Origin of the sequence: Belnapia moabensis DSM 16746 (genome assembly GCF_000745835.1) — a bacterium.
GTDB classification, from domain to species: Bacteria; Pseudomonadota; Alphaproteobacteria; order Acetobacterales; family Acetobacteraceae; genus Belnapia; species Belnapia moabensis.
In genome coordinates, this window is the sequence record NZ_JQKB01000018.1 from 33,381 (window position 1) to 45,525 (window position 12,145).

At 70.2% G+C, this 12,145-nt stretch carries 14 protein-coding genes; 8 read left to right on the forward strand and 6 right to left on the reverse strand.

Features of this window, described 5'->3' with window-relative positions:
- The first annotated feature begins 107 nt into the window (after positions 1-107).
- Positions 108-692, forward strand: a complete 585-nt coding sequence (locus EP26_RS13655) for a TetR/AcrR family transcriptional regulator (RefSeq protein ID WP_052389146.1) — start codon at positions 108-110, stop codon at positions 690-692.
- A gap of 134 nt (positions 693-826) precedes the next feature.
- On the opposite strand, the gene EP26_RS13660 is transcribed toward EP26_RS13655, so the two are convergent.
- The 4 genes from EP26_RS13660 to EP26_RS13675 form a co-directional block, all read right to left on the reverse strand.
- Positions 827-1,930 carry an LLM class flavin-dependent oxidoreductase gene (locus EP26_RS13660; protein ID WP_043339207.1) on the reverse strand — a complete coding sequence of 368 codons (1,104 nt, stop codon included), beginning with the start codon at positions 1,928-1,930 and terminating at the stop codon, positions 827-829.
- 16 nt (positions 1,931-1,946) lie between these two features.
- Positions 1,947-2,897, reverse strand: coding sequence for a Bug family tripartite tricarboxylate transporter substrate binding protein (locus tag EP26_RS13665; protein ID WP_043339208.1), 951 nt, complete (start codon positions 2,895-2,897; stop codon positions 1,947-1,949).
- A 103-nt stretch (positions 2,898-3,000) separates the two neighbouring features.
- Positions 3,001-4,149, reverse strand: coding sequence for an acyl-CoA dehydrogenase family protein (locus EP26_RS13670; RefSeq protein WP_052389147.1), 1,149 nt, complete (start codon positions 4,147-4,149; stop codon positions 3,001-3,003).
- On the reverse strand, positions 4,146-4,352 hold the full coding sequence (locus EP26_RS13675; protein ID WP_043339209.1) for a hypothetical protein: 207 nt from the start codon (positions 4,350-4,352) through the stop codon (positions 4,146-4,148). Before EP26_RS13675 ends, EP26_RS13670 begins: the two co-directional genes overlap by 4 nt.
- A 440-nt stretch (positions 4,353-4,792) precedes the next feature.
- Here EP26_RS13675 and EP26_RS13680 point away from each other — a divergent pair, with 440 nt between their 5' ends.
- Together EP26_RS13680 and EP26_RS13685 are read left to right on the forward strand one after the other, a co-directional pair.
- Positions 4,793-6,139: a hydrolase gene (locus EP26_RS13680; protein ID WP_043339211.1), complete on the forward strand. Its 1,347-nt coding sequence runs from the start codon at positions 4,793-4,795 to the stop codon at positions 6,137-6,139.
- Positions 6,140-6,194: 55 nt separating this feature from the next.
- On the forward strand, positions 6,195-6,764 hold the full coding sequence (locus EP26_RS13685; protein ID WP_043339212.1) for a TetR/AcrR family transcriptional regulator: 570 nt from the start codon (positions 6,195-6,197) through the stop codon (positions 6,762-6,764).
- Positions 6,765-6,863: 99 nt separating this feature from the next.
- On the opposite strand, the gene EP26_RS13690 is transcribed toward EP26_RS13685, so the two are convergent.
- Entirely contained in the window at positions 6,864-7,910 is a 1,047-nt protein-coding gene (locus EP26_RS13690) for an LLM class flavin-dependent oxidoreductase (RefSeq protein WP_043339213.1), read from the reverse strand.
- Positions 7,911-8,246: 336 nt separating this feature from the next.
- Here EP26_RS13690 and EP26_RS13695 point away from each other — a divergent pair, with 336 nt between their 5' ends.
- A complete protein-coding gene (locus tag EP26_RS13695) occupies positions 8,247-8,621 on the forward strand; it encodes a hypothetical protein (RefSeq protein ID WP_157033530.1) in 375 nt (124 codons plus the stop codon).
- 135 nt (positions 8,622-8,756) lie between these two features.
- Here EP26_RS13695 and EP26_RS13700 read toward each other — a convergent pair whose 3' ends face one another.
- Positions 8,757-9,116, reverse strand: coding sequence for a winged helix-turn-helix transcriptional regulator (locus tag EP26_RS13700; RefSeq protein ID WP_043339215.1), 360 nt, complete (start codon positions 9,114-9,116; stop codon positions 8,757-8,759).
- A 102-nt stretch (positions 9,117-9,218) separates the two neighbouring features.
- Here EP26_RS13700 and EP26_RS13705 point away from each other — a divergent pair, with 102 nt between their 5' ends.
- From EP26_RS13705 to EP26_RS13720, 4 genes are all read left to right on the forward strand, one after another.
- Entirely contained in the window at positions 9,219-9,545 is a 327-nt protein-coding gene (locus EP26_RS13705) for a nuclear transport factor 2 family protein (RefSeq protein WP_043339216.1), read from the forward strand.
- Positions 9,545-10,333: an SDR family oxidoreductase gene (locus tag EP26_RS13710; RefSeq protein WP_043339218.1), complete on the forward strand. Its 789-nt coding sequence runs from the start codon at positions 9,545-9,547 to the stop codon at positions 10,331-10,333. Before EP26_RS13705 ends, EP26_RS13710 begins: the two co-directional genes overlap by 1 nt.
- 327 nt (positions 10,334-10,660) lie before the next feature.
- Entirely contained in the window at positions 10,661-11,464 is an 804-nt protein-coding gene (locus EP26_RS13715; RefSeq protein ID WP_169747394.1) for an alpha/beta fold hydrolase, read from the forward strand.
- A 280-nt stretch (positions 11,465-11,744) separates the two neighbouring features.
- Positions 11,745-12,113, forward strand: coding sequence for a hypothetical protein (locus EP26_RS13720; protein WP_043339219.1), 369 nt, complete (start codon positions 11,745-11,747; stop codon positions 12,111-12,113).
- Positions 12,114-12,145: the final 32 nt, after the last annotated feature.

Consider the following 12,145-nt stretch of genomic DNA (forward strand, 5'->3'; position numbering starts at 1 on the left):
AAAATGATACCGACCGGTTCGTCCCTATAGTAAGTGACCGGTCGGTATCATCAAGAGCCAATTTTGCGCTGCCGCATGGTTCCGGCATCGCGAGAAAGGGAGTAAGCATGTCCACCGCGACCGCCGACAGGCCGAAAGCCGCCCAGCGCATCCACAGCGCGGCCAAGGATCTGTTCCATCGCCAGGGCATCCGCGCGACGGGGATCGAGGAGGTCTGCCGCGTCGCCGAGGCCACCAAGATGAGCCTCTACCGCAGCTATCCGAGCAAGGACGCACTGGTCGCCGCGATCCTCGAGGAGGACGCCGCCGCCTACGACGCCTGGTTCGCGGAGGCGACCGCTCTCGCCGCGACTCCGGCGGAGAAGCTGCGCGCCGCCATCTCCGCCATCGCCGACAAGCTGGAACGCCCGGACTTTTGCGGCTGCCCGCTGCTGCTGGCCCAGGCCGAGTTCCGCGACCCCGGCCACCCGACCTTCCGCCTCGTCGCCGCCTACAAGTCGCGCATCCGAGACCAGCTCGCCGGGCTGGCCCGCGACGCCGGCGCCGCCGACCCGGTGCTGCTCGGTGACACCCTCGCCATGCTGATCGATGGCGCCTGGTGCAGCCTGCCCTATATGGGCGGTCAGCAGGCCGCCGCCGTGCTGCGGCAAAGCACGGCGGCGATCCTGGGCGCCTTCTGCAAGCCCGCCTGATTGCGCCTACCGAAACCGGCTCTCGTCCGGTGTCCTTCCGCGGCTCTACCGCGGAAGGCGGTGCGAGGCCTCGGAAGGCAAGCGGCAATCCGGCCCCTCCCCCCGCAAAGCCGCGAAGCGGTTTTGCGGGGAGTTTACTCCGCCGCCACCGCCAGCCCGCCCCGCGCTGCGATCGCCGCCCGCGTCGCCGGCAGCAGTTCGCGCCCATAGGCCTCCGCGTCCTCCAGCGGGTCGAAGCCGCGGATGAGGAAGGTCGTCACCCCGAGCGCATGGTAGTCGGCTAGCGTCTCGGCAATGCCCTCCGTCGTGCCCACCAGCCCGGTGGTGTTCGCCCCGGCGCCGACTGCCGCCGCCACCTCGGTCCAGAGCCGCGTGTCGCGCACCCGGCCACCCTTCGCCGCCTCCAGCAGCCGCTGCGAGCCGATGCTCTCCGGCTTCGGCCCGCCGCCGCCCACGGCATCGGCCCGCAACTCGCGGATGCGGGCGATGATGCGGTCGGCCCGTGCCCATGCCGCCTCCTCCGTCGCCCCCAGCACCGGCCGGAAGGACATGCTGAAGCGGATCGAGGCTGGGTCCCGCCCCGCCTTCGCCACGCTCGCCCTGACCCGCCCGATGGTCTCCCGCGCCTGGTCGAGCGTCTCGCCCCAGAAGGCGTAGACATCGGCGATGCGCCCGGCAATGTCGATCGCCACATCCGAGGAGCCGCCGAAGAAGACCGGGATATGCGGCCGCTGCACCGGCTTCACTTCGGAGAAGCCGCCCTCGAAGCGGTAATAGGTCCCCTCATGGTCGAAGGGCCTGTCCTCCGTCCAGAGCCGCTTCAGCAGCGCCGTGTACTCTTCCGAGCGCGCATAGCGCTGGCCATGGTCGAGCCAGTCGCCATCCTTCCGCTGCTCTACCGGGCTGCCGCCGCTGATGACGTGGATCGCCGCCCGCCCGCCGGTCAGCTGGTCGAAGGTGGCGAATTGCCGCGCCGCCAGCGTGGGCGCGATGAAGCCCGGCCGGTGCGCCACCATGAAGCCGATGCGCTCCGTCCCCGCCGCCGCATGGCTGGCGACCAGCAGCGCATCCGGCGAGGTGCTGCCCCAGGCGACGAGGATGCGGTCGAACCCCGCCGCCTCATGCGCCTGCGCGAAGCGCCGGATATAGCCGGGATCGACCACCGGCCCCTGCGGCGGATGGATCTCGGACTGCGCCCGGTGCGCTATCATCCCGATGAATTCGAGCGGATGGGTCATCCTGGCCTCTCCCCGTTCAGGCGATGTTGAGGCGGCGCAACACGCGCCCGATCTCGGCATGGTCGGCGGCGACGCGGCGCCCCAACTCTTCTGGCGCCACCGCCTCCGGCTTCAGGCCGAAGCGGCGCAGCGCGGCCGCGACCTCCGGCTCGGCGAGGCTATCATTGAAATCACGGTTGAGGCGGGCAATCACCGGCGCCGGCGTCCCACCCGGTGCGAACAGCCCGAACCAAGTCCCACCCGGCCAGTTCCGCCCGATGCCCAGCTCGGCCAGGTTCGGCAGGTCCGGGAAGGCATCCCACCGGTCCGGCCCGATCGTCGCCAGCGCCCGCAGCCGCCCTTCCTGCGCATGCGGCGCCGCGATCGGGTCGATCACCAGGTGGCAGTCACCGGCGACGACGCTCATCGCCGCCGCCGCGCTTCCGGGGAATGGCACATGCACCGCATCGATTCGCGCCTCGTCGGCCAGCAGCGCCCCGCGCAGATGCCCAGCCGAGCCGATGCCCGCCGAGGCATAGTTGAGGAAGCCCGGCCGCCACCGCCCCAGCTCGATCAGCTCCGCGATATTGCGCACCGGCAGCGCCGGATTCACCGCAACGAGGCCGTATGCCTCGCCCGCCAGGGCGACCGGCGCCAAGTCCCGCAACGGGTCGTAGCCGACATGCGACAGATGCGGCGCGATGGTGAGGTTGCCGGCCGAGGCGTTGAGCAGCACATGCCCGTCCGGCTTCGCCTCGGCGACCATTCGGCTGCCGACCGCGCCGCCCGCCCCGGCCTTGTTCTCCACGATCACGGGCACGCCGAGCCGCGGCGAGAGTGCCCGGCTCATGGTGCGGGAGACGTTGTCGTTCGTCGCCCCCGGCGGGAAGGGGCAGACATAGCGGATCGGCCGGTCGGCAAACGCCTGCGCATGGGCGACGAAAGGCGCGGCCAGGCCGGCGCCGAGCAGAAGACGGCGTGAAATCATCTGAGAATGTCCTGAACCAGTGCCGGCGGGCGGGCGAGATCAGTCGCCGCCAGGACGCCGAGCGCGATGGAAAGAATGAGCAGGAAGCGGAAGGCGAGGCTGGTCATGCCCGCGCCTCCCCGAGCGCCGCGCGGCCGGCGGCGAGATGCGCCGCATCCTCGGCCGGCGCGTGCATCCGCGCGCATTGCACGTCGCGCCAGTGCCGCTCGAGCGGCAGGGCCCGGTCATGCGCATGGTTGCCTGCGAGCAGCGTTGCCTCCTCGACGGCGCGCACCGCATTGCCGGCCAGCACCACCTTCAGCACCCCCGCCTCCGTGGCCGAAGGCGGCACCCCCGCATCAGCGCTGGCGGCCAGCGCCCCGGTGATCCGTGCATTGGCGGCGAGCAGCCCCTCGATGCGCCCCACCGCCTCCTGCACCCGCGCGAGCGTGGCCAGCGGCGCGCCGAGGCTGCCCGGCGACCGCGCCTTGACGAAGCCGATGATCCAGTCCCGCGCCGCCCGCGCCACGCCGGTATAGACAGCCGGCACCAGCACCGCGTTCCACAGCATCTGCACCGCATCCGGCGCCGCCCGCCCCGGCGAGGCGAGGCCGATCGCATGCTCCTCCGGGATCTCCACCCCGTCGAACACCACGTCATGGCTGCCCGAAGCGCGGAGCCCGAGGTGATTCCAGGTCTCGACGATGCCGACACTCGGCGCCTCCGCCGGCACGAGGAAATTGCCGACCAGCGGCGAGGCGTCATCGGTGCGGGCGAAGACCTCCATCCAGCGCAGCCCCGGCGCACCCGTCGCATAGCGCTTGCGCCCGGAGATCACCCAGCCCCTGGCCGTCCGATGCGCCACCGTCGCCGGCAGCCCGCCCCGCGTCGGCGAGCCGAGCTCCGGCTCCACCCGCAACGCATTGATGAGCGCGCCCTCGCCGACGGCCTCGCGCTGCACCCGCTCGCGCAGCGCCTCCGGCCAGGCCGGGCTGCGAGCGAGCGCCGCATGCTTCAGGTATTGCATGGCGAGCACCAGCGCCGTCGCCGGACAGGCCGTGGAGACGCGCTCCACCGCCTCGGCGGCCAGCCGCAGCCCACCGCCCCCGCCGCCGAGCGCTGCCGGCACGGTCAGCCCGAGCAGCCCCGCCCCGCGCAACGCGGCGATGCTGTCATGCGGAAAGCTCGCCTCCCGGTCATGCCGTGCGGCCGCTTCGGCAATACCCGGCAAGAGCCCTGGCAGCGCGGCGAGCAAGTGCGGCGCCGCCGTCATCGGACCGGCCTCCGCACCGGCAACCCGCTGTTGCGCCCGATGACGAGGCCGGCGACGCGCTCCGCCTCAGCCGGGCTCGGGAAGGTGGCGCCGTCGATATCCTCGACGACCGGATCGGTGGCAATGAACCGCCAGGCTGCGGCATGGGCGACGGCGACGCCGAGGAAGCGTCCCTGCACCTCGATGGGGCGCGATGTATGCATGGCAGATGTCTCCCGGCGCGCATGCGGGCGCACCGATCGGGAAGGCTGACGTCATGGTGGAGAAGGACGGGCGCTCAGCGCCGACAGCGCATCCCAGGACAGGGTCCGGCGGGGCGGCGCTTTAGCCCTTGGTGACGCGGTGCAAGCTGCATCGTTCAAAATCCGCGGGGCCGACGCGGAATGCGCCTGCCACGGACCAATATAGCGATGACCGACGGTTATTCGTCAATAGCACAAACCACTATTCACGACGCGTGTTCTCAACTCCACGCGATAGGTCATGCAAACCACTGAAAAATTTGGAGGACACGCACCCCATTGGTCGGCAATGACGGCTTATTCCACTGTCCTGTTCTGTATTACACGCCCTGCGTCGTGCTGACCATTTCGCCCACGCCCCTAGCCTGGGGCCACCGCCCGCGCCATGTCACCCTCAAGCCATGCCGATTCCCCGCCGCACCGCCCTCGCCCTGCCCTTCCTCGGGCTTTTTCCCAGCTCCCTCGCCCGCGCCCAGCCCCCCGCCGCGCCGCCTCCCGTGCTCTTCCTGCACGGCAATGGCGACCACGCTGCGCTCTGGCAGACGACCCTCTGGCGCTTCGAATCCAATAACTGGCCGCGCGAGCACCTACGCGCTGTGAACTTCCCCGACCCCCTCGCCCGCGACGACGACGCCATCCCTCAGCCGCTCCGCAGCAGCAGCCTCGAACAGACCGAGCGCCTGGCCGCCTTCATCCGCGCCTTCCGCACCGAGACCGGCGCCGCCCGCATCGCGCTCGTCGGCAACAGCCGCGGCGGCAACCCGATCCGCGACTTCACCGTCCAGCAGGGCGGCGCATCGGAGATCTCGCATGCGGTGCTCTGCGGCACGCCGAACCGCGGCGTGATGGATTGGCCCGAGCGCGCTGGCAACGAGTTCAACAGCCGCGGCCGCTTCCTCACCCGCCTCAATGCCGGGCCGGACGACGTAGTGGCCGGCACTGCCTTCCTCACCCTCCGCAGCGACGCCAACGACCTCTACGCCCAGCCCCGCGCCGTCTGGTCGCCGACGCCCGACCGCCCGACCGGCACCGATACCGACGGCCCCGAGCTGCGCGGCGCGACCAACCTCGTCCTCCCCGGCCTCGACCATCGCGAGGTCGCCTACCACGCCCGCGCCTTCGCCGAGATGGCCCGCTTCATCGCCGGCCGCGCCCCCACCCGCATCGCCGTGGTGCCGGAGGCACGCCCGGTCCTCGACGGCCTCGTCACCGGCACCCCCGGCGGCGTGCAGACCAACCGCCCCATCGAAGGCGCGGTCGTCGAAGTCTTCCGCACCGACCCCGAGACCGGTGCCCGCCTCGGCGAGGCCATCCACCGCCGCACCACCGCCGCCGACGGGCGCTGGGGTCCGGTCATGGTCGAGCCCGGCTGGACGCTGGAGCTGGTCGTCGCCGCCCCCGGCCACCCCATCACCCATATCTACCGCTCGCCCTTCCCCCGCTCCTCCGCGGTGATGCATCTCCGCCCCGCCCGCCCGCTGACCGAGGCCGACCGCGCCGCCGGCGGCGTGCTGCTTTTCACCCGCCCGCGCGGCTATTTCGGACTGCCGCGGGACACCATCCTGCTCGACGGCGCCGTCCCCGCCGACATCCCCCGGGGCATCGCCCGCGTCGCGACCTCCACCCTCCGCCTGCCCGCGGGCGAGCTGGGCCGCCCCATCCCCGCCCTTTTCAATGACGAGCGCCTCGTCGCCCGCGCCTGGCCCGTGGCGGAGGGCCGCATCGCCGTCGCCGAACTGACCTGGTAGCCCCGCCACTTGACATAGATAGCGACCGCCATCCTCAATCCAGGCGGAGGTGGCGATGCGCGTCAGCAGGGCCCAGGCTGCGGAGAACCGGGCGAGGATTCTCGCCGAGGCGTCCCGGATCATCCGCGAGACCGGCATCGCCGGCGCCGGCGTCGATGCCCTGACGCGCGCCGCCGGCCTCACCCATGGCAGCCTCTATAGCCAGTTCGGCTCGAAGGAACGGCTGGTGGCCGAGGCGCTGGAGGCCGCCTCCGCGGCCAGCGGCGAAAAGCAGGCGCAGGAACTGCCCCCCGGCGGCGGCATCGGCCGCTTCGCCGCCCGCTACCTTTCGCCCGATCACCGCGACCGCCCCGGCCAGGGCTGCGCCCTCGCCGCCATCGGCCCGGAAGCCGCACGCCAGGGCGAGCCCGTGCGCGCTGCCTATACTGCCGCCGTCCGCCGCATGGCCGCCCGCCTCGCCGCCGCCCTGCCCGAGGGCACGCCTGACCGCGAGGAGGAAGCCCTCGCCTGCGCCGCTACCCTGGTCGGCGCGCTGATCCTTGCCCGCGCCGTGGATGACCCGGCCCTCTCCGACCGCATCCTCGCCGCCGGGGTGAACCACCTCACTCCATCCGACCAGGACTGAGCCCAGTACTCTCCACCAGCCTTGCCCCGGCGCTGGTGCGCCGCGGCATCCATGACGGCTGGACCATGGCGGCGCTGCTGGCCCTCGCCTGACCGCGCCCTATCCGCCGCGCCTGAGCAACGGCATCACATGCTCGGCGAAGCGGCGCATCTCCCGCTCGAAGGGCTGGAACTGCGTCAGCAACGTGTCGATGCCCAGGTCGTGGAACTGCCGCAGCCGCTCGGCCACCTGCCGGTAGCTGCCAACCGTCCCGGCCGAGGTCCCGCCATTGGTGCCGACGCTCTCGTATTTCGCCTGGGTCTTCCGCATGGCGACGGCCGGGTCGGTATTGGCCTTCACATAGTCCTTGATGTCGCTGTCCTCCGCCGCCAGGGCGAGCAGGCGACGGTATTCCGCCTGCGCCTCCTCCGCCGTCTCCCGCGCGATGACGAAGGTGGAGAGGCCGAAGCGCACCGGCTCCCCCCACCGCGGCCGGGCCCTGACATCGGCGATCAGCGCCTCGACATTCTCGAGCGGCTGGCCGTTGATGAACCAGACATCGGCCTGCGCCGCGACAAGGTCCCGCGCCGGCGGGCTCTCGCCGCCGACATAGATGCGCGGCCGCGGCCGGGTCGCGGCGCCCGGCCGCAGCACATAATCCCTGACCTGGAAGAAGCGCCCCTCGTGCCGCACTTCCTCGCCGCGCATCAGCCGCTCGACCAGCGACAGCCACTCCGCGCCATAGGCATAGCGCTCGTCATGCTCGCGGAAGACGAGGCCCGCATCCTCGATCTCCTTGCGGTTCCAGGCATTCACCAGGTTGATGGCGAAGCGGCCGCCGCTGATCTCCTCGATCTGCAAGGCCATCTTGGCCAGCACGACGGGGTGGTAGAGCATCGGCTTGATAGCGGCGATGATCTCGATCCGCCGCGTCTCCGCTGCCAGCGCAGCGGAGGCCGTCCAGGCCTCCAGCTGGCCGAGATCGGTGCGGTGCGGGTTCATCGTATGCTGCGCGACGAGGACGCAGTCATAGCCGAGCGCCTCCGCCTCCAGCACCAGCGCGCGGTTGCGCCGCCAGGAGGCGTCATAGGGCTCCTCCGGGTCCCGCAGCGCGGCGCGGTTGCCATGGACGAGCGCCCAGATGCCGATGCGAAGCGGATGGGTCATCCCTGGTCCTCCCGGAGCACGATCGCCGGAGGCGTGAATCATGCCGCAAAACAGTAGGCTGTCTCCACTTTGGCAGGTCAAGGCTGCGCGGCGCGTCGATCCATCCGGGGTCATGCGAGCATCGTCGCGCTGTTCGGGCGCGAAGCAGGCGGGCGGCGAGGATGGCATGCCGCATGGCGGGCCGGCCCGGTGAGCTGCGGGACCCGGCATTCGGCCCGGCGCCACCACCACCGGTCCAAGCCCATGGAAGCAATGCGCCGCTGCCGCTCAACGCGTCCGGCGCTGCTCCATCCCGCTCTTTCCTGGCGGTGCCGGGCACACCATGTCACAGCCACCATGCACCGTTTGCTGATCGCGGCCCTGGCCGCCCTCGCCCTCACGGCCTGCGCCACTCGCGCGGGCTTCGACGCCCGCCAATCCGCCCTGATCGGCCGCTCCGAGGCTGACCTGGTCGCCACCCTCGGCGTTCCGGTCCGTACCTATGAGGCGGAAGGCCGACGCTTCCTGCAATATGAGGAGCGGCGCCTTGTTACCTATCCAGGCTCGCCCGGCTTCTATGGGCGGTATGGCCGCTATCTTGGCGGCGGCTTCGCACCCTCGGTCGAGAGCCGGTCCTGCGATGTCACTTTCGAAGTTCGTGCGGGACGTGTGATCGGCTTCAATGCGCGAGGGAATGACTGCGTTGCGCCACCGCCATCCTCCACGGTGTGATCGCGCTTCGCTCCGCTCCCGCGAATGATCAGCAGGCCGTACTCGCCGCTCGCCGGACCGACCCGCTGGCCGCCTTGTGCGAGAAGCTCGCGCCACCGCCTATAGCGGCTGGCAGTCAGGCCGCAGCAAACCCGGCTAGTCGCCCCGTACCGCCTGAACGAGCCGCGGTCCCAGCTCGCACGGCGCCTGTTCGGCCCAGCTGAGCAGGGCATCCAGCGCCGGGCAGAGCGATTGGCCCCATTCGGTGAGGCGATACTCCACCTTGGGCGGCACTTGGTGGTGGACGATGCGCGCCACCACGCCATCGGCTTCGAGTTGGCGCAGCTGCTGTATCAGCATCTTCTGCGACACGCCTGGAATGGCGCGCTCGAGATCGGAGAAACGTCGGACCTGTCCGCCGAAGAGCTGAAACAGGATCACGAGCTTCCATCGTCCTTCGAGCACCCGGATGACGTTCTGCACGCCCTGCGCTGCCGATTCCGGCGTGTAGGCCACACGCTTACCTCGAGGTAAGTCCCTTACATTTTCGTCCGTACTTGTCATCCATTCAGCCTAGAAACAGGTTCTCCGCAGTGCAAGCAACCGCGGAGACATGCGATGGCCGATGACCTGCCGACACCCATTGCGGCCTATGCCGCAGCCAATGCCCGCCTCGACGCGGATGGCATGCTGGCGCCTTTCGCGCCGGACGCGGTGGTGCGCGACGATGGCGGGCACCACATGGGCCATGACGAGATCAGGGCCTGGATCACCTCGGCGACGATTGCCGCCAAGGCCGTCTTCACGCCGGAAACCTGGCACGACGAGGATGGCCGCGTCATCGTGGAGGGGCCGACCGAGGGCGATTTCCCTGGCAGCCCGATCCGCTTCACCTTCCGGTTCACGCTCCGCGACGGCGCGATCGCCGCGCTGGATGTCTCCTGATGCAGCCGCACGCCAACCCCGCAGAGTTCGCGGGACGCCGCGTCCTTGTCACGGCGGGGAGCAAGGGCGCCGGACGGGCAACCGTGCGTCGCTTCCTCGACGCCGGGGCCAAGGTCATGACCGCGGCGCGGCAGCGGCCCGAGGATCTCGCGGGCGCCGAGTTCCTGGCGACCGACCTCACCAGCCCGGACGGCACCCGCGCCCTGGCCGAGGCGGCGATGGAGAGCCTCGGCGGCGTGGACATCCTGGTGCACGTCCTCGGCGGGTCGGCCGCGCCGGGCGGGGGCTTCGCTGCCCTGACGGAAGATCACTGGCGCGCCGAGCTCGACCTGAACCTCATGCCGGCCGTGCGGCTCGACCGGCTGCTCCTGCCGCAGATGATCGCACGCGTGTCCGGGGTGGTGATCCATGTGGCGTCGATCCAGCGCCGGTTGCCGCTGCATGACTCCACCACCGCCTATGCCGCGGCGAAGGCGGCGCTTACGACCTACAGCAAGGCCCTCTCCAAGGAGGTCGGGCCGAAGGGCGTGCGGGTGAACGTCGTATCGCCCGGCTGGATCTACACCGAAGCATCGGAGGCTTTGGTGCAGCGGCTCGCGGCCAGCAGCGGGGGCACGCCGGAGGCCGCGCGGCAGGGCATCCTGGAGGCCCTCGGCGGCATCCCCCTCGGCCGCCCGGCCAAGCCGGAGGAGGTGGCGGATCTCATTGCCTTCCTCGCCTCCGACCGGGCTTCGGCGATCCATGGCGCGGACTACGTCATCGACGGCGGAACCATCCCGACAGTGTAGCCGCGCCGGGTCCCACCTCGCGGCGACGCGCCATGTCCAGTTCAGCAATGGGCAGCACGCGGCTCCCGGAGGTGGCACCGGCAGGTTTTGCCTCAAGGAAGCGCTGGCCCGTTCGCCGCCACTCCTGCCCAGCTTTCCAATACTTGGCTACAGTTGAAATATTAAAGCCGATTCCAGTCGATGGAACAGCTGTTCATTGGAATATTGTGTGGGAGCCACAGAAAAATACTGAAAAATTCCTGACAATTCGTGGATATACACATGAACACATCGCCTGGACCCGGAGCGCCGAGCTTTTCCGATACGTCGCACGGGAGGTTGGCTTTCGTGGATAGCGGCGGCGCTGGAACGCCGGTCCTACTCATCCACGGCAACTCCTCATGCCGGCAGGTCTTCGCGCGCCAGTTTCGCAGCGATCTCGCCGCGAGCGTCCGGCTGATCGCCTTCGACCTGCCGGGCCATGGCGAATCCGAGGACGCGCCGGATCCCACCCGCACCTACTCCCTGCCGGGCCTTGCCGACTGCACGGCCGAGCTGCTGGGGCGCCTTGGGGTGAAGGAGGCTGTCGTGATGGGATGGTCGCTGGGCGGCCATGTTGCGATCGAGATGCTGTCCCGCTTCAAGGGCATGAAAGGCCTTATCCTCACCGGCACGCCGCCGATCCGGCGCGGCGGCTATGCGGAAGGCTTCGTCTCCTCGCCGGCCGACGGGCTGGCCGGCCGTCGCCACCTCGCCGAGGCGGAAATGGACCGCTTCGCCCAGGCGATGTTCGGCACGCCCGTCGAGCCCTTCCTCCGCGACGCCATCGGCCGCTCGGACGGCCGCTGCCGGCAGGGTCTCTTCGAGGCGTCGCGGGCTGGCCTCGGCGTCGATCAGCGCCTCGCGGTCGAAGCCAGCGCCCTGCCGATCGCCGTCGTCAACGGCGCGGCCGACCCGCTGATCAGGCTCGACTACCTGGACAGCCTCGCCTACCGCAATCTGTGGCGGGGGCGCTGCCATCGCCTGGACGGGGCAGGCCATGCCGCGTTCTGGCATGCGGCCGGCGCGTTCAACGCCCTGATGGACGGCTTTCTCCACGATGTGGAAGGCAAGGCGGCAGCACCTGGACGCGCTGCGTTGGGTCCATCCTGACGGTAGGCGACGCGATCGGCCTCCACGCCGGGCTTGCCGAGCCGCCGGACCACCTCCTGCCGCAGCGGCATGGCTGCGACCACGCGGGCCGAGCGCTGCTTCTTGGCCGGGCAAGAGAACGCCAATCTCGGCCGGCTGGAAGTGCTGACGACCGAGGGCGATACAGACGGCGACGGCGACTCGACGCACTCCATACACTGGGCGGAGGTTCAGCATCTGGGAGGTCCAGAAGAACGGCCTCAAGCTGACCTTCGATTCGGGTGACCTGATCGAGCGAACCTTGCTGCAGAGGGCCCCATCGCTGCTCGACGATACGCGGCCCGACAACAAGGGCCTGGAGCCTGAGCACGTGTCGGTCGCCACGCTGGACGGCGAGGTGTACGCCTTCGTCGGCCTGGAGCGCTCGAATTCGATCATGGCCTTTCACGTCCATGGCCCGCGCAAGGCGAGCTTTGCTGAGGTGATTGCAACGCCGGACGACGTCGGGCCTGAGATCTTCACCGTGGTGGACGAACCCGACCGGGGAAAGGCGGCGCTCTACGTTGCCATTGAGGTTTCCGGCACGTCGCGAGCCTATGCCCTGGGCTTCGGCGACGACGACAACCTGTTTTGCGCAGACTTGCGGACCTCGGACCTCGACCTGTTCTGACGGGACTGCAACGCGGAAGCCGGCGGCCAGCC